The organism is Pseudomonas sp. SWI36 (assembly GCF_002948105.1).
In the GTDB taxonomy this organism is placed as follows: domain Bacteria; phylum Pseudomonadota; class Gammaproteobacteria; order Pseudomonadales; family Pseudomonadaceae; genus Aquipseudomonas; species Aquipseudomonas alloputida.
The window spans coordinates 2,176,960-2,194,905 of record NZ_CP026675.1; the positions used below are offsets into that span (position 1 = coordinate 2,176,960).

Genomic DNA, 17,946 nt, shown 5'->3' on the forward strand with positions numbered 1-17,946 from the left:
ATGAGCCAGGCCAGCGCGCTCAGGGCGCCTACACCCCAAGCACTGCCGCCAATGGCCAGGGAACAGGCCCTGCGCCCCGAGGTCAATGAAGCCCACGTGCGCTTCATCGGCCTGGGCAAGACCTACCCGGGCCAGGCGCAACCGGCGTTGCAAGGCATCGACTTGAACATCCGCCATGGCGAGATCTTCGGCATCATCGGCCGCAGCGGCGCCGGTAAGTCATCACTGCTGCGCACCATCAATCGCCTGGAGCAACCCAGCCAGGGCCGCGTATTGATCGACCAGGTGGATATCGCGCTTTTCGATGAGGACCACCTTGTGGCCCTGCGCCGGCGCATCGGCATGATCTTCCAGCACTTCAACCTGATGTCGGCCAAGACCGTGTGGCAGAACGTCGAATTGCCTTTGAAAGTCGCCGGCGTGCCCAAGGCCGAGCGCCAGCGCAGAGTGCGCGAATTGCTGGAACTGGTCGGCCTGCAGGAAAAACATCACGTGTACCCGGCGCAACTGTCCGGCGGGCAGAAACAGCGCGTGGGCATTGCCCGGGCACTGGTGCACAGCCCCGAGATCCTACTGTGCGACGAGGCCACCTCGGCGCTGGACCCGGAAACCACCGCCTCGATCCTGGAGCTGCTGCGCGATATCAACCAGCGCCTGGGGCTGACCATCGTGCTGATCACCCACGAAATGGCGGTGATTCGCGACATCTGCCACCGGGTAGTGGTGCTGGAACGCGGCGCAGTGGTCGAGCAGGGCGAGGTCTGGCGGGTGTTTGGTTCACCTCGTCACGAGGTTACCCGCACCCTGCTCGCCCCTTTGCAGGCCAAGCTACCCGCCGCACTGCAAGCCAGCCTCCAGGCCCACCCGGCGAGCGGCAACAGCGCCGTAGTGCTGAAACTGACGGTGCTTGGCGAGCCAGAGCTGTCTGCCCTGTTCAACGACCTGGGCGGGCGTGTACGCCTGCTGCAGGGCGGCGTGGAAACCATCGGCGAACATGCCTTGGGGCAACTCATCCTCTCGGTGCAACACTCGCCGCACGACACCCATCAATTGCTGGAACGTGCCCGCCGTTGGGCCGAGGACGTGGAGGTATTGGGCCATGTGGATTGATCGCCTGCTGGAAGGCTTGCTTGATACGCTGCTGATGGTTGGGGTTTCGTCACTGATCGCCCTGCTGGTGGGTGTACCCATGGCGGTGCTGCTGGTGACCAGCGACAAGGGCGGGATCTTCGAGGCGCGGCTGCTGAACCGGGTGCTGGGCGCCTTCGTCAACCTGTTCCGCTCGATTCCGTTTCTGATCCTGATGGTTGCGCTGATTCCTTTCACCCGCCTGGTGGTGGGTACCACTTATGGTGTGTGGGCGGCAGTGGTGCCGCTGACCATTGCCGCCACACCGTTCTTTGCGCGGATTGCCGAGGTCAGCCTGCGTGAGGTCGACCATGGTCTGGTGGAAGCCGCACAGGCCATGGGCTGCCGGCGCTGGCACATCGTCTGGCATGTACTGTTGCCCGAGGCGCTGCCGGGGATCGTCGGGGGCTTCACCATTACCTTGGTGACCTTGATCAACTCGTCGGCGATGGCCGGGGCGATTGGTGCCGGCGGGCTGGGGGATATCGCCTATCGGTATGGCTACCAGCGTTTCGACAGCCAGATCATGCTGACCGTGATCGCCATGCTGGTAGCGTTAGTGGCGTTGATCCAGCTGGGCGGGGACCGCCTGGCGAAGGGTTTGAACAAGCGTTGAAATCCAGGGCTGCGTTGCAGCCCGGTCTCAATCCCAGCGAAGATCCGCAGCCGGCACTGGCCGCCCGAACCAGTACCCTTGACCCAACTGGCACTCCTCCTGCAGCAGGAAGCTGGCCTGTTCCGCCTGCTCGATGCCCTCGGCATGCACCTGCATACCCATGCTACGGGCCAAGGCGATGATCACCCGCACAATGGCGATGTCGTCTTCATCCACTGGCAACCCAGCCACAAACCCTTGGTCGATTTTCAGCTTCTGCACCGGCAAACGCTTGAGCCGCAGCAGTGACGAATACCCGGTGCCAAAGTCGTCGATGGCCAGGGTCACCCCCAGTTCACGCAAGCGGTGCAGTTGCTCCAGCGCCACCTCAGGGTCTTCCATCACCGCGCTTTCGGTCACTTCCAGCTCCAGCAAGGCCGGGGCGAGGCCGGTGTCGTGCAGCACTTCGGCTACCTGCCGATACAGCTCATGCTGGCCAAACAGGCGACTGGAGATGTTCACCCCCACAAATGCCAGCTGCCGGCCTTGAGCCTGCCACTGCACCATTTGCCGGCAGGCCTGGCGCAGCACCCAGGTATCGATCTCGGCAATCAGGCCGGTGCGTTCGGCAATCGGGATGAACTCGCCCGGCGGTACCAGACCGCGCCTGGGGTGCTGCCAGCGCACCAGCGTCTCGACCCCGACCTGTCGGCCTGATGCCAGGTCGTGTACCGGCTGGAAGTACACCCGCAGTTCATCCTGCTCCAGGGCCCGACGCAATTCAGCGGCGGTCTCGACCCGATGCTGGGCGTGGGCGGTCAGCTCTTCGGTGTACAGCGCATAGCAGGCCCGCCCGTTGCTTTTGGCCTTGTACAACGCCGAGTCGGCATTGCGCAGCAACTGCTCGGCACCCAAGGCATCGCTGGGGTAAAGGCTGATTCCGACGCTGGCGCTGATGAACAGACGATTGCCGTCGAACTGAAACGGCTCACGCATACGCTCGATGATGCACTGCGCCAGCTTGCCCGCCTGGCCGACCTGCTGGCAGTTCTCGACCAGCACGCCGAATTCGTCGCCGCCCAGACGCGCCAGGGTCACACCGTTACCCAACACCTCCCCCAGACGCTCGCCCACCAGCTTCAGCAACTGGTCGCCAATGGTATGGCCCAGGCCGTCGTTTATGCTCTGGAAGTGATCCAGGTCCAGCAGCAACAAGGCGCAACCGCGCTTGTTGGCCTGCGCAGCCGCCAATGCCTGCTCCAGCCGGTCGGTAAACAGCAGGCGGTTGGGCAGGCCGGTCAGCGGGTCGTGGTGGGCGAGGTAGGCAAGCTCTTGTTCCGAATGCTTGATGGCGCTGATGTCACTGAACACCGCCACGTAATGGCTGAGCTCACCCTCGTCATCACGAATGGCGCAAATGGTCTGCCACTGCGGGTAGATTTCCCCGCTTTTGCGCCGGTTCCAGATTTCACCACTCCACTCGCCCTTCTCGGCCAGGGTGGCGAAAACCTCCTGGTAGAAGGCCAGGCCATGGTGGCCCGACTTGAACTTGCTCGGGCGCTGGCCGATAACCTCATCCTGCTGGTAGCCGGTGATGCGCATGAAGGCACGATTGACGTGCACGATCAGGCCTTGGCGGTCGGTCACCAGCACACCTTCGAGGGTACTGTCGAACACTGCGGCAGCCATGCGCAGCCGTTCACGGTCTTCACAACGCAAACGCGCGCCATGGCCGATGAAATTGAGCAGGCGCACGCGCGACACATAGATCAGCAAGGCACTGAGCAGCACCCAGACCACCACGTTGATCTGCCGCCCCACGGTCAGTGCCAAGGGATCGTCAGTCATGCTGTGCAGCATCACCTCCGCCAGCGCAAGCCAGAGGATCGAGAGCACCACATACAGCGCAGCCATGCGCAAGGCGTCGCGAACGGAAACAGACATGTCGGGTGGGAAAGGCCATCAAAAAGGAGTGGGCATTATAAAGGCTGAAACATGTCGTGACCTCCTATCTCAACGGTTGACTGGTTTTATTTCCCCGCCAAGGGATAATCAGCCCTTCCCCCTGCATTTCGAGGGTATTTGCACCTATGTGGTATAACGGCCTGCTCGACCTGTCGGCCTGGCAACTGGTCGGCATCACTCTGTTGATGACCCACGTGACCATTGTCAGCGTCACGGTCTACCTGCATCGCTACTCCGCGCACCGGGCCCTGGAGCTCAACGGCGCGCTCAAGCACTTCTTCCGCTTCTGGCTGTGGCTGACCACGGCGCAGAACACCCGCGAGTGGACCGCCGTCCACCGCAAGCACCACGCCAAGTGCGAAACCCCCGACGACCCGCACAGCCCGGTGTACAAGGGCCTGGGCACAGTGCTGCGCAAAGGTGCCGAGCTGTACCGTGAAGAGGCGCGCAACCCCGAAACCCTGCGCATCTATGGCAAGAACTGCCCGGATGACTGGATCGAGCGCAACCTGTACTCGCGTTACAAACTGGGCGGTATCGCACTGATGGCGGTAATCGACCTGCTGCTGTTCGGCACCCTGGGCATCACCATATGGGCGGTGCAGATGATGTGGATTCCGTTCTGGGCCGCCGGTGTGGTCAACGGCCTGGGCCATGCCCTCGGCTATCGCAACTTCGAATGCCGCGACGCCGCCACCAACCTGGTGCCCTGGGGCATCGTCATCGGCGGTGAAGAACTGCACAACAACCACCACACCTACCCCAACTCGGCCAAGCTCTCGGTCAAACGCTGGGAGTTCGACATGGGCTGGGCGTGGATCCGCCTGTTCTGCCTGCTGCGTCTGGCCAAGGTGCAGCGCGTGGCGCCCATCGCCCACCGGGTGGCCGGCAAGGCCAGCCTGGACATGGACACCGCCATGGCCATCCTCAACAACCGCTTCCAGATCATGGCCCAGTACCGCAAGCTGGTGATCGGCCCGCTGGTGAAACAGGAACTGGCCCGTGTCGACGCCTCGGTGCGTCACCGTTTCCGCCGGGCCAAGCGGCTGCTGTCTCGCGAAACCAGCCTGCTGGAAGACCGCCACCACGTGCGCATCGAGTCCATGCTCGCGCACAGCCAGGCACTGAAAACCATCTACGAAAAGCGCCTGGCCCTGCAGCAGATCTGGGCGCGCACCAGTGCCAACGGCCACGACATGCTGGCAGCCATGAAAGACTGGGTACATGAGGCCGAAACCAGCGGCATCCAGGCACTGCGCGACTTCGCAGCACAACTCAAGACTTACTCGCTGCGCCCGACCGGCGCCTGACCGCCGTTGATCGGCACGCCCCGCAGCGGGGCGTGCCATTCGGAACTTCGCCCCCACCTCTCCACTCGAATCCGGAATATCGCCTGCGTGGCGGGCCGGATGCTGGCCGCACGCTTTCACGTTGAGACCTGCTCCGTGCACATGGCCAAGAACATTCCAACGATTTTCCCCGGCACCCCTCCTCCCGAAGCCGCCCAGACTTTACTGGCGTTGCTCCACGCCCAAGGAGAGGTTGCCCGCCTGAGTGAGCGTGATCAGCTGTTCAGCTCGTTGCTCGACAGCGTCAACGCAGTGCTCTGGGCCTTCGACTGGGAAACCCGTCAGGTGCTGTACGTGAGCCCAGCCTACGAGCGCATCTTTGGCCGCCCGGTCAGCCTGGTGCTGGCTGACTACAACGAATGGCGTGACAGCATCTACCCCGACGACCTCGAGTTCGCCGAACGTAGCCTGGCCCAGGTACTGCTCAAGGGCGCGGTGGAAGACCGCGAGTACCGCATCCTCAATGCCGACGGGCAACTGCGCTGGCTGAGCGACAAGTGCTACATCAACCAGCAGCACGATAGCGACCGGGTAATCATTGTCGGTATCGCCGAAGACATCACCGAGAAGAAGCAGCTTGAAGGCGAACTGCAGCGCCTGGCCACCACCGACGTGCTGACCCAGAGCAGTAACCGCAGGCACTTTTTCGAATGTGCCCAGCAAGCCTTCGACAGTGCACGTGAGGACGGTACACCGCTGGCTTTCCTGCTGTTGGATATCGACGACTTCAAACGCATCAATGACAGCTATGGCCACCAGGAAGGCGACCAGGTGCTGCAACACATCGCCGACAGCGGCAAGGCCGTGCTACGCCGGGGCGACCTGTTCGGACGCATTGGCGGCGAAGAATTTGCGGCAGTGTTTCCGGGCTGCAACGCCCAGGTAGCGGAGCAGATTGCCGAGCGCTTGCAACGGCAGATTCAGCACTTGAGCTTCACCCATGGCCAGCAGACGTACGGGGTGACGGTGAGCCAGGGGCTGACCGGGCTGACCGACGAGGATGTGGCGCTGGACAGCCTGTATGCGCGGGCCGATGCGGCAATGTACCGGGCCAAGCGGCAGGGCAAGAACCAGATAGTCCGCGGCTGATCAGGCGGCACGGGCACTGGCTTTGGCCGGTATTCGAGGGCCTGCGGGAGCGGGCAAGCCCGCGAAGGGCCGCAATGCGGCCCCGAATCTCAGCTGGAAACCTCGGCCCCAGCCACCGGCGGTTCTTCCTGCGGCTTTACTTCCGGGTTCTCTTCTTTGCGCAACCGCCTCAGCTCCGGCAGGCCAAGCTTGAGCAGCCGCGCCGTCTTGCCGCTGGCCACCTTCTCCAGGCCCTGCCCAGCCGGCAGCCGCGACAACTGCCCAGCCAGGTTCATGGCCAGGATCTCCAGCGAGTAAACGCCACCACCCAACTGGTAGATCGCAGCGATCAGCTCGCGCAGTGCCAGCGGCAAACGCCAGCGAGTACGCAACGCCGAGCCGAATGCCGCAGCAAACTCTTCCAGCGATTGCTGCACATTGCGCTCGTCCAGATCCCCCCGGCCAACCGCCACTCTTGCAGGCAGCGCAACACCGCCAGGTCGCCCAGGCAATGCAGCAAGCCCGCGCAGTAACAACGCCCCTCGTCCAGCTCGAGCATGCGCGCCAAAGTGCGGCCATATTCGGCAGTGTGCAGTGACAGGTCCCAGTAACGGGTCGCGTGCTCCGCCAACAGCGGGTCACTGAGGCGTGCGCTGCGCTTGAGGGTCATGCCCAGGATCAGGTTCATGCTTTGGGTACTGCCAAGCTTGTTCAGGGCCTGCAGCAACGTCTGCACCGGGGCTTCACGGTGCAATGCCGCACTATTGGCGGCGGCGATCAGCACCGCCGTCACTTGCGGGTCGTTACGCACTTCCTCTTCGAGCACCCTGAGGTTCAGGCCCTGGGGGTTCAGCGCTCGATTGATCGCTACCTGCACATCGGCCAGCAGCGGCCCGCCATCGGCGGTAGCGCGACGCTGCTCAAGGTAGGCTGACAGGGTGGCCCCCGCCTGCAACGCCGGTACCGGGCAGGCGATCTCCTCGCCAACGGCCAGCAGCAACTCTTGCAGGCGCTTGCGCAGGTTATCCAGGTTCAGCGGCTTGCTCAGGTACGCCGTGGGGTGCAGGGGCAGCGCTTCGCGCACACTGGCGCTGTCATTGCGGTTACTCATGAGAATGAACGGCACCCCTGGCCCTTTGGCGCGCACCTTGCGCAGCAGGTCGAGGCCGTCGACACCGGCCAGCTCACGGGCGGCGATGATCAGGTCAGGCTTGCTGGACAAGGCACTAAGCGCCTGCGAGCCGTCCGCGCATACCTGCAGGCGGGCGTCACAGCGCACGCTGAGCAGCATCTCGCTGAGCATGTCCCGTACCCAAGGATCGCCTTCGACAATCAGTACGCTTGGTGGGGTGGGGGCTGCAGCGCTCATCGCCAACTACTCCTGAATAACCTGACACACAGTCCGTCGCAGCTTCCAAAGCCAGTCCTCCGATAACCATAGCGCCACACGGCTTATCTGGGCATAAAAAAAACCCGCCTAGGCGGGTTTTTTCTGAAGCGCGTCACATCAGGCGATTTCAGCGAAGCACTCTTCGATGATGGCCAGGCCTTTGTCCAGCAGCGCGTCTTCGGCGGTCAGCGGAACCAGGATACGCAGGACGTTGCCGTAGGTGCCGCAAGACAGCAGGATCAGACCCTTTTCACGAGCCTTGGCGACAACCTGGCCAACAGCAGCAGCGTTCGGGGTGTGAGTGCCCTTCTCGAAGACTTCGACGGCAATCATCGAGCCCAGACCACGGACGTCGCCGATGATCGGGTACTTCTTCTGGATTTCGCGCAGGCCGGCGGTCAGGCGCTCACCCACAGCCTTGCTGCGGTCCAGCAGTTTTTCTTCTTCGAACACTTCGATCACGGCCAGGGCCGCGGCGCAAGCGATCGGCGAACCGGCGTAGGTACCGCCCAGGCCGCCAGGCGCGATGGCGTCCATGTATTCGGCCTTGCCGCACACACCGGCCAGCGGGAAGCCGCCAGCGATGGATTTGGCGAAGGTGGTCAGGTCAGGCGCAACGCCCATCTGTTCCATGGCGAAGAAGGTGCCGGTACGGCCAGCGCCAGTTTGTACTTCGTCGGCGATCAGCAGGATGCCGTGCTGGTCGCACAGGGCGCGCAGGCGTTTCATCAGCTCTTTCGGCGCTGGCAGGAAGCCACCTTCGCCTTGTACTGGCTCGAGGATGATTGCGGCGATGTCGCGCGGCTCGGCGTCGTTCTTGAAGATGCGCTCGACCGAGGCGATGGCGTCATCAACGCTGATACCGTGCAGTTCGCTCGGGAACAGGGCGCGGAAGATGCCGCCTGGCATCAGGCCCATGCCAGCGGAGTACGGCACGACCTTGCCGGTCAGGCCCAGGGTCATCATGGTACGGCCGTGATAACCGCCGGTGAAGGCGATGACGCCAGCGCGGCCAGTGGCAGCACGGGCGATCTTGACGGCGTTTTCAACGGCTTCGGAGCCGGTGGTGACCAGCAGGGTCTTCTTGTCGAAGTCGCCTGGGACCAGCTTGTTGATCTTTTCGCACAGCTCTACGTAGGGCTCGTAAGCCAGCACCTGGAAGCAGGTGTGGCTGACCTTGGTCAGCTGCTCTTGCACGGCTGCAACCACTTTCGGGTGCAGGTGGCCGGTGTTCAGTACTGCGATGCCGCCGGCGAAGTCGATCAGTTCGCGGCCTTCAACGTCGATCACGGTCGAGTTCTTCGCGGTGTCGACGAAGATCGGGTGGATCTGGCCGACGCCACGTGGAACGGCAGCTACACGACGTTGCATCAAGGATTCGTTGGTTTTGCTCATAATGCCCTCATTGCGCCGACAGGAATGGCGCTTTTATTCGGGGGCGGCTGGGAGTGCTCGCGAACAGTATTCGTTGATCGACTGTCGTGAACGCCCTGGCCACCAGGTACTGCAATGTAAAAAAGGCCAGCGAGACGTCGCTCTCGCGCCCCGCTGGCAGAGGTAAAGCCTTTACCGTGCTATCAGACGCTGATGCACAGGTATTTGATTTCGAGGTAGTCCTCGATACCGTACTTGGAACCTTCGCGGCCCAGGCCCGAAGCCTTGATACCACCGAACGGCGCGACTTCGTTGGAGATCAGGCCGGTGTTGATACCCACCATGCCGTATTCCAGGGCTTCGGCGACACGGAACACACGGCTCATGTCACGGGCGTAGAAGTACGAGGCCAGGCCGAACTCGGTGTCATTGGACATGGCGATGACTTCGGCTTCGTCTTTGAAGCGGAACAGCGGCGCCAGTGGGCCGAACGTCTCTTCCTTGGCGACAGCAGCGGTCTTCGGTACGTCAACCAGGATGGTCGGCTCGAAGAAGTTGCCTTCGATCAGCTTGCCACCGGACAGCACTTTGGCGCCTTTGCTGACGGCGTCCTCGATGTGTTCCTGGACCTTGGCGACAGCCTTGCCATCGATCAGCGGGCCAGTGGTGGTGCCTTCTTCCAGGCCGTTACCGATCTTCAGCTTGGCAACTGCAGCGGCCAGCTTCTCGGCGAACGCGTCGTAGACGCCGTCCTGCACGTAGATACGGTTGGCGCAGACGCAGGTCTGGCCGTTGTTACGGTACTTGGAGATGATCGCGCCCTCGACCGCCTTGTCCAGGTCGGCGTCGTCGAACACGATGAACGGGGCGTTGCCACCCAGCTCCAGGGAAACCTTCTTGATGTCCTTGGCGCATTCTTCCATCAGCTGGCGACCGATTTCGGTCGAGCCGGTGAAGGACAGCTTGCGTACCAGGGAGTTGCCGGTCAGTTCGCCGCCAACTTCGCCGGCGCTGCCGGTAACCACACTCAGCACGCCAGCCGGGATGCCGGCACGGTGGGCCAGCTCGACCAGCGCCAGAGCGGAGTATGGGGTTTGCGAAGCCGGCTTGAGGACCATGGTGCAGCCAGCGGCCAGGGCCGGGCCGGCTTTACGGGTGATCATGGCGGCCGGGAAGTTCCACGGAGTGATGGCCGCGGTAACGCCGATTGGCTGCTTGATGACAATCAGGCGCTTGTCTGGCTGGTGGCCCGGGATGGTGTCACCGTAGATGCGCTTGGCTTCTTCGGCGAACCACTCGATGAACGAGGCAGCGTAGGCGATTTCGCCCTTGGCTTCGGCCAGCGGCTTGCCCTGTTCGGTGGTCATCAGGCGAGCCAGGTCGTCCTGGTTCTCGATCATCAGTTCGAACCAGCGACGCAGCTTGGCCGAGCGCTCTTTCGCAGTCAGGGCACGCCAGGCCGGCAGGGCCTTGTCGGCAGCTTCGATGGCGCGGCGGGTTTCCGCGGTGCCCATCTTCGGCACGGTACCGATGACTTCGCCGGTGGCCGGGTTGGTCACCTTGATGGTCTGGCCGTTGTCCGCATCCAGCCACTCACCATTGATATAGGCTTGCTGGCGGAACAACTGAGCGTCTTTGAGCTGCATGTCGGCTTCCCGAATTGTTGATTGTTGAAAAGCGCCCAAGGCAGGGCATCGAGCGTTTGAAATCTCAAACGAATGCTAAGCGGCTGCTGGGGTGTTGGACAATAGGCTGTTCGAAAAAAAGAACGAATGGTTGAACAGCCCATCTGAAATCGCCCGCAGAATGGCCGCTGAAGGGTAGACGATGCTGCGGCCGGACGTGGGGCGAAGCAAAAATTCGTTTTACTGCTTGTCACGGCCAATTCCCCCCCGCCCTGATGTTGGGCTGAAACGATGATGCTGTCGTCATCGGCGCCGTAATCGATGGCATTGGCGTGCGCCCGGTTAAGGCCGGTCTCCCCGACCCACCGTTGTTCATTTCCGATCGGTATTGTCGTGTATCCACCCCAAAGGGATCTGCACAGCCAACGCGGTAAAAACAGCTACAGATCAAGGCGATGGACGTCAACGACACAGATGGGTATCATGCGTGCGCGTTGCACTCGTAGCTCAGCTGGATAGAGTACTGCCCTCCGAAGGCAGGGGTCGTGGGTTCGAATCCCGCCGAGTGCGCCATATCAAGAAAGCCCTGGGCCTGAGCCCGGGGCTTTTTCGTTTGTGCGACACGTCACCTTTCTGGTACTCCCGTACCACGGGTCATTGGTGTTAGCGTGGGCGTCTTCCCGTTTCCCGAACGGGTAACCCTGAACAATGATTGGCAAAGGAATGCGCACAACCATGCAGTTGAAAAAATTCACCGCCACCACCCTGCTGCTGGCCGGCATCGGCCTGTTTACCCTGCCTGCTCAAGCCAACCTCACCCAGCAGCAGTCCGCAGCCATCATCAAAGCCTTTGACGGCAGCGACCCAAGCGACTTCAGGCAATTCCTCGGCAAGCTCAAAGACAGCGACCAGGGCAAGGCCGACAACCTCAAGGCAACCGTCGACGCCTACCTGGCCGACAAGCCATTGGCCGCCGGGCAACAAGACGAGATCAACCGCCTGCTCGGCCTGTATACCCGCATCAAGTATGGCAAAGCCGCGACCGAAACCCTGCGTGAACTGGTAGCCATCCCCACCTTCAATGTCGAGGGTACGCCGCAGTACGAAAACCCTGAATTCCTCAAGATCGCCGACAAGATCAAGGCCTTGGCCGACCGCTTCGGCCTGGCCTTCCGCAACATCGACAACCGGGTGTACGAGATCTCGCTGGGCAGCGGGAAGGAAGTGATCGGCATCCATGCCCACGCTGACGTCGTGCCGGTCAACCCGGACAACTGGAAGCTGGCCGACGGTACGCGCCTAGACCCGTTCAAGGTCACCCTGGTGGGTGACCGCATGTACGGCCGCGGCACAGAAGACGACAAGAACGGCATCGTGGTGGCGATGTACGCGCTGAAAGTGGCCAAGGACGAAAACCTGCCGCTCGCCCGGCAGTTCAAGCTGCTGATCGACACCACCGAAGAAACCAGCGGTGATGCCATCCCCTACTACTTTGAGCGCAACCCTACGCCCGATTACAACCTGGCCCTCGACGGCGGCTACCCGGTAGTGATTGCCGAGAAAGGCTACGGCACGGTCATGGCCAGCTTCACCAAGCGCCCGGCTAGCGGCAAGGGTGCCGAGATCGTCAACCTGACCGGTGGCCTGGCCACCAACCAGATCCCGACAACTTCGGTTGCGACCCTGATTTCTGACAACCCGGCACAGTTGGTCAAGCACCTGCAGCAAGCCGGCGCCAGATATGTGAAGCAGCATGGAAGCGACTTCAGCATCGACGCCAAGGCCGACGGCAAGCAAGTCTTGCTCACCGTGACCGGTGTTTCCGCACACTCTTCGGAGCCGGAATCCGGCATCAACCCGGTGGCGCGTATGCTCGATTTCATCAATGGCCTCGGCCAGCAGGTGTCGCTCAAGCACAACCACTTTACCGACGCGGCCCGCTACGCCGCCGAAAACTGGGGCCTGGACTACCTGGGCAACAAGCTCGGCGTGGCCTTCAAGGACCCGTTCATGGGCCCGCTGACCACCTCGCTGACTTTTGTCGGGGTGGATGACAAAGGCTTGAAACTGGCGGTGAATCTGCGCATTCCCAAGGGGAAGCCGATCGCCACGATCAAGGACGAACTGGCCGACAAACTGGGCAAATGGACCCGGCAAAGCAACACCTCGGTGGCGTTCGACTTCAGCCTGGACGAGCCGATGTACCGCAACCCTGAAGGCGAATGGGTCAAGGCTCTGCTCGCTGTGGCCACCGAGAACCTGGGTATGAAGCATGAGTTCGGAACCTCGGCCGGCGCGACTTCTGTGCACGATCTTCCCAACGGTGTGCAATTTGGCCTGGCCATGCCGGACGTGAAGTACACCGGGCACAACGACAACGAGTTCAAGACCGTGGAGCAGTTCATGCTGGACTTGCAGGTGGTGAGCGAAATGGTGGCGCGGATCGGGCAGATGCCGAAGCTTTGATGCGCAGTACCGGCCTCTTCGCGGCTTTAGCCGCGAAAAGGCCGCTACAAGCGAACAGCCATGACGTTTTTCAATCGCCTCCATGCCGTTTCCTGCATTGCCGTGCAGAGCGCCGTACCGGATGCTTTAGTTACTCCGAGACAGTGCTTTTTTCACCCGCAGAGGCCCGTATGAAGACCGTCGAACAAATCCTCAAGACCAAGTCCCAGCACCAGACCGTGTACACCATCGGCCCGGATGACTCGGTGCTCGACGCCCTGAAACTGCTGGCGGAGAAAAACATCGGTGCGCTGCCCGTGGTCGAGGGTGGCCAGGTAGTGGGTATCGTCAGTGAGCGGGACTACGCGCGCAAACTGGTCCTCAAGGGCCGCTCTTCCGCCGCCACGCCGGTACGCGAAATCATGAGCGCACCGGTGGTCACCGTGGAGCCCAAGCAAAAGCTCGATTTCTGCATGAACCTGATGACCGACCGGCACCTGCGTCACCTGCCGGTGGTCGACAACGGCAGATTGCTCGGCCTGCTGTCGATCGGCGACCTGGTCAAGGAAACCATTGACGAACAGGCGAGCCTGATCAAGCAAATGGAGCAGTACATCCGCGGCGAATGAAGCGCCTCAATGGTAGGCGCGCTCCAGCTCGTCCAGCTGATGGTCGAAGCTACGCAAGCGCGCCGACCAGGTGTACACCAGCACTTCCAGATCACGGTTGAGCACTGCCGTATTGCCGTGGCCGCTGTGCGTGGGCTCGCCGAGGTCCAGCTGGTAGCGTTCGCGGGCCATCGCCTGGGCCACGCTGGACAGGTCGCGAGCGTTGGCCAGCCAGTGGTGATGGCGGTCATGGATTTCGCGGTCGAGCACCCGGCACTGGCGCTTCAGCGCATCCAGGCTCTGCTCCAGCGGAGTGCCCCTGAGCTCGCCCATGACCTCTTCGAAGGTGCGCCCCGAATGCCAATAGCTGCCCCAGAAATAACGATCGAAAACCGTCTCGACGCGGCGTAGCGCAACCTTGGTGTTCCAGATGGTCAGCAACGTTCGCCCCTGCACCACTTCGCGCTTGTTCAGGCGCAGCTGCTGCCAGGCGATCCATGTCAGCGCCACCAGTGCAACCGCTACCGTGACTGCGGCAGCGGCGTACAGGAAATGCACGGCCTGGTTCATCTGTTGCGTCTGCCTGATGCCATAGAAGTAACTGGCCGTCAGGGTGCCCAGGATCGTCACGGAACACCAGAAACCTGGTGCGTAGGGATCTTTCATCGCGCTATCCCCTTATTGTTTTCCTGAGCATAGCAACGGCCGATCACTCGTCAGGTGCCGCTCGGCGCTTTATTTTCGGGGGCGGCGCAACGCTTCGTTGAGTTGATCGAAGGGCACGGCCCAATCGGAATCTTCAATGATGCTGTCCTTGAGAAATGCCCGCTGAGAGTCGTTCCAGAACGGCGCATCCACCAGCTTGATTTCGTTCTTCAGCGGGGAATGGCTGGTGATGAACTGATCGATACTCGTGGGATCGTCGGGTAAGCCCAGCTGCTTGAACAGTTCGGCAAAGGGATGGATCGGCGCTTCCATGGTTCCTCCTTAGCGCCAGGCAAGCCGTCCACGACGCCCGCCTGGCATTGGTTTGAAAACATCAGCACAGCTCGCGCACTTCGGCGTGCGGCACCAGTTTCATGTACTGCTCCATGCTCATGTGAATCAGGTGATCGTGGTCACCCGCCTCCAGGTAGACATCGCCTTGGCGGGTAAGACTCGGGTCGAGCAGCATTTTTATCTGGTACGCATCGCCAAGGGCCGGCACGGCACCGCGTTCGCAGTCATTGAACAGGCTCGGCAGACCGCTTTCACGGGTCAGATGCCAGGCCCCGGACATACGCACCTTGGTCATGTCCAGGTGCCGGTTGGCCGGTAGCACGGCCATGATGTAGTTGCCATGACGGTCATCGAGCATCACCGACTTGGCGACCCGCTCGGCGGGCACGCCGGCCGTTCGGGCCGACTCCAGGCTGGTGGCCGAATGTGGGTGGGGAATGATGTCGTAGTCGCAGTTGGCCTTGTCCAGGCGGGCCTGCAGGGTCTTTGCCATACGCATGATGCACCTCCGGTTTCGCCCCCCAATTCTCAATTTTAGGCCGGGTACGGGTGGTCGGGGCTAAACTTGTGAAATACGCGCAAATGAGGTGACGACAGGTGATCGCCCGCTGCTGGCGCTGGCTGTTGCTGCTGTTGTTGCTTGGCATCACGCCAGGTGGCCAGGCAGCGCCCGGCGCGGTGTGGGTGCTGAACATCGACGACGCCATCGGCCCGGCCAGCGCCGACTACCTGGTGCGCAGCCTCAGCCAGGCCCAGGCGCAAGGTGCGCAACTGGTAGTTATCCGCATGGATACCCCGGGCGGGCTGGACAGCGCCATGCGCCAGATGATCAAGGCAATTCTCGCCAGCCCTGTACCGGTCGCCAGCTACGTTGCCCCCAGCGGCGCCCGCGCCGCCAGCGCCGGCACCTATATTCTCTACGCCAGCCATGTCGCGGCTATGGCGCCCGGAACCAATCTGGGAGCTGCCACGCCGGTGCGGATCGGCGGTGCGCCTGGCACGCCCAGTGACGACAAAGCCAAAAGCGGCGACGATGAAACCCTCGCACGCAAACAGGTCAACGACGCCGCCGCCTACATCCGTGGCCTGGCGCAGATGCGCGGCCGCAACGCCGACTGGGCGGAGAAGGCCGTGCGCGAGGCCGTCAGCCTGTCCGCCAGCGAGGCCTTGCGGCTGAACGTGATCGATCAGGTGGCCGATGACCTGCCTGACCTGCTGCGCAAGCTCGACGGCAAAACGCTCCAGGTGGCCGGCCAGCCACGCCAGTTGCAGACCGCAGGTGCCAGCGTGGTCGAGCACCTGCCGGACTGGCGCACCAGGGTTCTGGCGGTCATCACCAACCCCAGCGTAGCGCTGATCCTGATCATGATCGGCGTTTACGGCCTGTTGTTCGAATTCATGAACCCAGGTTCTGCGGTGGGCGGTGTGGTCGGTGGTATCTGCCTGCTGCTGGCGCTGTATGCGCTGCAGCTGTTGCCGGTGAGTTTCGCCGGGGTGGCGCTGATCCTGCTTGGCATCACCTTCATGATCGCCGAAGCCTTCTTGCCCAGTTTCGGCGTGGTCGGCTTCGGCGGCATCGTTGCCTTTGTGGTCGGCGCATTGATCCTGATCGACACCGACGCCCCCGGTTTCGGCATCCCCCTGGCCTTGATCGGCACCTTGGCGCTGCTCTCGGCACTCCTGATCGGTGGCGTGCTGGGCATGGCTCTCAAGGCCCGGCAACGGGCGCTGGTCAGTGGCGACGCCGGCCTGGTCGGCAGCCTGGTCACCGTCACCCAGGTGATGGCAAGCGACCCCTTCTGTGGTGTCGTGCTGGCTCAGGGCGAGCAATGGCAGGTGCAGTGCGCAACGCCGCTGCAAACTGGCCAGAACGTACGGGTGACCGCGCGCCATGGCGTGATGCTGGAAGTGAGCGCCGCCGCCCCAGCGACGCAAGGAGAATGAGCATGTTCATGCAAGTCGGTTTCGGCGCCGTTCTGATCGTGCTGGCCATGCTGGTGCTGTCGGCGTTTCGCATCCTGCGCGAATACGAGCGAGGCGTGGTGTTCCAGCTGGGGCGCTTCTGGCAGGTCAAAGGGCCGGGGCTGATCCTGTTGATCCCGGTGATCCAGCAGATGGTACGGGTCGACCTGCGTACAGTGGTACTGGATGTACCGCCGCAGGATGTGATCACCCGCGACAACGTTTCGGTCAAGGTCAACGCAGTGTTGTACTTTCGCGTGCTCGACCCGCAGAAAGCGATCATTCAGGTCGAGGATTTTCTGGTGGCGACCAGCCAGCTGGCCCAGACGACCCTGCGCGCGGTGCTGGGCAAGCACGAACTGGATGAGCTGTTGGCAGAACGCGAGCAACTGAACATGGACATCCGCCAGGTGCTGGACGCGCAGACGGATGCCTGGGGCATCAAGGTGGCCAACGTCGAGATCAAGCACGTTGACCTGAACGAGTCAATGGTACGCGCCATCGCCCGCCAGGCCGAGGCCGAGCGCGAACGTCGGGCCAAGGTGATTCATGCCGAGGGTGAACTGCAGGCGTCGGAGAAACTGATGCAAGCCGCGCAAATGCTGAGCAAGGAACCGGGGGCGATGCAGTTGCGCTATATGCAGACGCTGGGGACGATTGCCGGGGACAAGAGCTCGACCATCGTCTTCCCGCTGCCGATAGATCTGCTGAAGGGGTTGGTAGACAAGGAGAAATAGTGATGGGCCATTCGCGGGCTTGCCCGCGAATGGCCTGTATGCGGTCTGTCAGACCGGCGCGCGGCGCAAGGTCGCCAGGAATGTGGCTGCACCAATGAACAACCCGGCAAAGGTGCGGTTCAAACGCTTCTGCTGTTTCGGCGTGCGCAGCATGCGCAACACATGCGAAGCCAACCCGGTGTATCCCGCCATCACCAGCAGGTCGACCGTGACCATGGTCACGGTGATCGCCACATATTGCGGCAGCAGCGGCGCATGGGGATTGAGGAACTGCGGCAGCACCGCCAGCATGAACACCAGCGCCTTGGGGTTGCTGATGTTGACCAGGAAACCACGGAACACCAGGCTCAGCGGCTTGCCGATCGGGCGCACGCCTGATTCATCGCTCATGTCCATCGGCAGGGCACGCCACTGCTTGTAGGCCAGGTACACAAGGTAGCCGACGCCAAACCACTTGATGACCTGGAACGCCGTGGCCGAGGCAGCCAGGACGGCACCGACGCCGGCGGCGATGATGGCGATCTGCATGATCAGGCCCAGCTGCAGGCCCAGAGCGTTCCAGTAACCACGCCAGAAGCCGTATTGCAGGCCGCTGGACATCGAGGCAATCGCCCCGGCACCGGGTGAAAGGCTGATCACCCAGCAGGCGGCAAAAAAGCCTAACCATACTTCCATCGACATCACACACCTCGCTCGAACAT

The 17,946-nt window shown here is 62.3% G+C and carries 15 protein-coding genes, 1 tRNA gene and 1 pseudogene; 9 read left to right on the forward strand and 8 right to left on the reverse strand.

Features of this window, described 5'->3' with window-relative positions:
* Together C4Q27_RS10590 and C4Q27_RS10595 are read left to right on the forward strand one after the other, a co-directional pair.
* Positions 1–1,110 carry a methionine ABC transporter ATP-binding protein gene (locus C4Q27_RS10590; protein WP_064491762.1) on the forward strand — a complete coding sequence of 370 codons (1,110 nt, stop codon included), beginning with the start codon at positions 1–3 and terminating at the stop codon, positions 1,108–1,110.
* Positions 1,100–1,744 (forward strand): methionine ABC transporter permease, encoded by a 645-nt coding sequence (locus C4Q27_RS10595; protein WP_010951601.1) that lies wholly within the window; start codon positions 1,100–1,102, stop codon positions 1,742–1,744. Before C4Q27_RS10590 ends, C4Q27_RS10595 begins: the two co-directional genes overlap by 11 nt.
* A gap of 27 nt (positions 1,745–1,771) precedes the next feature.
* On the opposite strand, the gene dibA is transcribed toward C4Q27_RS10595, so the two are convergent.
* Positions 1,772–3,667, reverse strand: coding sequence for a phosphodiesterase DibA (gene dibA, locus C4Q27_RS10600; protein ID WP_064491761.1), 1,896 nt, complete (start codon positions 3,665–3,667; stop codon positions 1,772–1,774).
* 146 nt (positions 3,668–3,813) lie between these two features.
* On the opposite strand from dibA, the gene desA reads away from it, so the two are divergent.
* The gene (gene desA / locus C4Q27_RS10605) at positions 3,814–4,998 is read left to right on the forward strand and encodes a delta-9 fatty acid desaturase DesA (protein ID WP_014589316.1); all 1,185 of its coding nucleotides are present in this window, start codon (positions 3,814–3,816) and stop codon (positions 4,996–4,998) included.
* A 99-nt stretch (positions 4,999–5,097) separates the two neighbouring features.
* Positions 5,098–6,126 carry a sensor domain-containing diguanylate cyclase gene (locus tag C4Q27_RS10610; RefSeq protein WP_064491760.1) on the forward strand — a complete coding sequence of 343 codons (1,029 nt, stop codon included), beginning with the start codon at positions 5,098–5,100 and terminating at the stop codon, positions 6,124–6,126.
* 89 nt (positions 6,127–6,215) lie between these two features.
* Here the strand turns inward: C4Q27_RS10610 and C4Q27_RS10615 are convergent.
* The 3 genes and pseudogenes from C4Q27_RS10615 to gabD form a co-directional block, all read right to left on the reverse strand.
* Positions 6,216–7,474 (reverse strand): annotated as a pseudogene (locus C4Q27_RS10615) (HDOD domain-containing protein).
* Positions 7,475–7,612: 138 nt separating this feature from the next.
* The gene (gene gabT, locus C4Q27_RS10620; protein ID WP_003255866.1) at positions 7,613–8,890 is read right to left on the reverse strand and encodes a 4-aminobutyrate--2-oxoglutarate transaminase; all 1,278 of its coding nucleotides are present in this window, start codon (positions 8,888–8,890) and stop codon (positions 7,613–7,615) included.
* Between the two features lie 182 nt (positions 8,891–9,072).
* Positions 9,073–10,515 (reverse strand): NADP-dependent succinate-semialdehyde dehydrogenase, encoded by a 1,443-nt coding sequence (gabD, locus tag C4Q27_RS10625; RefSeq protein WP_010951596.1) that lies wholly within the window; start codon positions 10,513–10,515, stop codon positions 9,073–9,075.
* A 475-nt stretch (positions 10,516–10,990) separates the two neighbouring features.
* On the opposite strand from gabD, the gene C4Q27_RS10635 reads away from it, so the two are divergent.
* The 3 genes from C4Q27_RS10635 to C4Q27_RS10645 all read left to right on the forward strand — a co-directional run bounded on the left by C4Q27_RS10635 (position 10,991) and on the right by C4Q27_RS10645 (position 13,568).
* Positions 10,991–11,067, forward strand: a tRNA-Arg gene (locus C4Q27_RS10635).
* Positions 11,068–11,229: 162 nt separating this feature from the next.
* Positions 11,230–12,960 (forward strand): dipeptidase, encoded by a 1,731-nt coding sequence (locus tag C4Q27_RS10640; protein ID WP_064491759.1) that lies wholly within the window; start codon positions 11,230–11,232, stop codon positions 12,958–12,960.
* Positions 12,961–13,130: 170 nt separating this feature from the next.
* The gene (locus C4Q27_RS10645; protein WP_010951586.1) at positions 13,131–13,568 is read left to right on the forward strand and encodes a CBS domain-containing protein; all 438 of its coding nucleotides are present in this window, start codon (positions 13,131–13,133) and stop codon (positions 13,566–13,568) included.
* A gap of 6 nt (positions 13,569–13,574) precedes the next feature.
* Here the strand turns inward: C4Q27_RS10645 and C4Q27_RS10650 are convergent, their stop codons facing one another.
* The 3 genes from C4Q27_RS10650 to C4Q27_RS10660 all read right to left on the reverse strand — a co-directional run bounded on the left by C4Q27_RS10650 (position 13,575) and on the right by C4Q27_RS10660 (position 15,045).
* Entirely contained in the window at positions 13,575–14,213 is a 639-nt protein-coding gene (locus tag C4Q27_RS10650; protein WP_003255871.1) for a hypothetical protein, read from the reverse strand.
* Between the two features lie 69 nt (positions 14,214–14,282).
* Positions 14,283–14,525, reverse strand: coding sequence for a DUF2789 domain-containing protein (locus tag C4Q27_RS10655; RefSeq protein WP_020190423.1), 243 nt, complete (start codon positions 14,523–14,525; stop codon positions 14,283–14,285).
* Between the two features lie 61 nt (positions 14,526–14,586).
* The gene (locus C4Q27_RS10660; RefSeq protein WP_003255874.1) at positions 14,587–15,045 is read right to left on the reverse strand and encodes an aminoacyl-tRNA deacylase; all 459 of its coding nucleotides are present in this window, start codon (positions 15,043–15,045) and stop codon (positions 14,587–14,589) included.
* Positions 15,046–15,143: 98 nt separating this feature from the next.
* On the opposite strand from C4Q27_RS10660, the gene C4Q27_RS10665 reads away from it, so the two are divergent.
* Entirely contained in the window at positions 15,144–16,490 is a 1,347-nt protein-coding gene (locus C4Q27_RS10665) for a nodulation protein NfeD (RefSeq protein WP_064491758.1), read from the forward strand.
* A gap of 2 nt (positions 16,491–16,492) precedes the next feature.
* A complete protein-coding gene (locus C4Q27_RS10670) occupies positions 16,493–17,245 on the forward strand; it encodes a slipin family protein (protein WP_064491757.1) in 753 nt (250 codons plus the stop codon).
* 48 nt (positions 17,246–17,293) lie between these two features.
* On the opposite strand, the gene C4Q27_RS10675 is transcribed toward C4Q27_RS10670, so the two are convergent.
* Positions 17,294–17,926, reverse strand: a complete 633-nt coding sequence (locus C4Q27_RS10675) for a LysE family transporter (RefSeq protein ID WP_010951582.1) — start codon at positions 17,924–17,926, stop codon at positions 17,294–17,296.
* Positions 17,927–17,946: the final 20 nt, after the last annotated feature.

Excerpts from the sequence above, each read along its gene's own strand:
- C4Q27_RS10590 (WP_064491762.1), top strand. The coding sequence starts at position 1 with ATGAGCCAGGCCAGCGCGCTCAGGGCGCCTACACCCCAAGCACTGCCG.
- C4Q27_RS10595 (WP_010951601.1), top strand. The coding sequence starts at position 1,100 with ATGTGGATTGATCGCCTGCTGGAAGGCTTGCTTGATACGCTGCTGATG.
- dibA (WP_064491761.1), bottom strand. The coding sequence starts at position 3,667 with ATGTCTGTTTCCGTTCGCGACGCCTTGCGCATGGCTGCGCTGTATGTG.
- desA (WP_014589316.1), top strand. The coding sequence starts at position 3,814 with ATGTGGTATAACGGCCTGCTCGACCTGTCGGCCTGGCAACTGGTCGGC.
- C4Q27_RS10610 (WP_064491760.1), top strand. The coding sequence starts at position 5,098 with ATGCTGGCCGCACGCTTTCACGTTGAGACCTGCTCCGTGCACATGGCC.
- gabT (WP_003255866.1), bottom strand. The coding sequence starts at position 8,890 with ATGAGCAAAACCAACGAATCCTTGATGCAACGTCGTGTAGCTGCCGTT.
- gabD (WP_010951596.1), bottom strand. The coding sequence starts at position 10,515 with ATGCAGCTCAAAGACGCTCAGTTGTTCCGCCAGCAAGCCTATATCAAT.
- C4Q27_RS10640 (WP_064491759.1), top strand. The coding sequence starts at position 11,230 with ATGCAGTTGAAAAAATTCACCGCCACCACCCTGCTGCTGGCCGGCATC.
- C4Q27_RS10645 (WP_010951586.1), top strand. The coding sequence starts at position 13,131 with ATGAAGACCGTCGAACAAATCCTCAAGACCAAGTCCCAGCACCAGACC.
- C4Q27_RS10650 (WP_003255871.1), bottom strand. The coding sequence starts at position 14,213 with ATGAAAGATCCCTACGCACCAGGTTTCTGGTGTTCCGTGACGATCCTG.
- C4Q27_RS10655 (WP_020190423.1), bottom strand. The coding sequence starts at position 14,525 with ATGGAAGCGCCGATCCATCCCTTTGCCGAACTGTTCAAGCAGCTGGGC.
- C4Q27_RS10660 (WP_003255874.1), bottom strand. The coding sequence starts at position 15,045 with ATGCGTATGGCAAAGACCCTGCAGGCCCGCCTGGACAAGGCCAACTGC.
- C4Q27_RS10670 (WP_064491757.1), top strand. The coding sequence starts at position 16,493 with ATGTTCATGCAAGTCGGTTTCGGCGCCGTTCTGATCGTGCTGGCCATG.
- C4Q27_RS10675 (WP_010951582.1), bottom strand. The coding sequence starts at position 17,926 with ATGTCGATGGAAGTATGGTTAGGCTTTTTTGCCGCCTGCTGGGTGATC.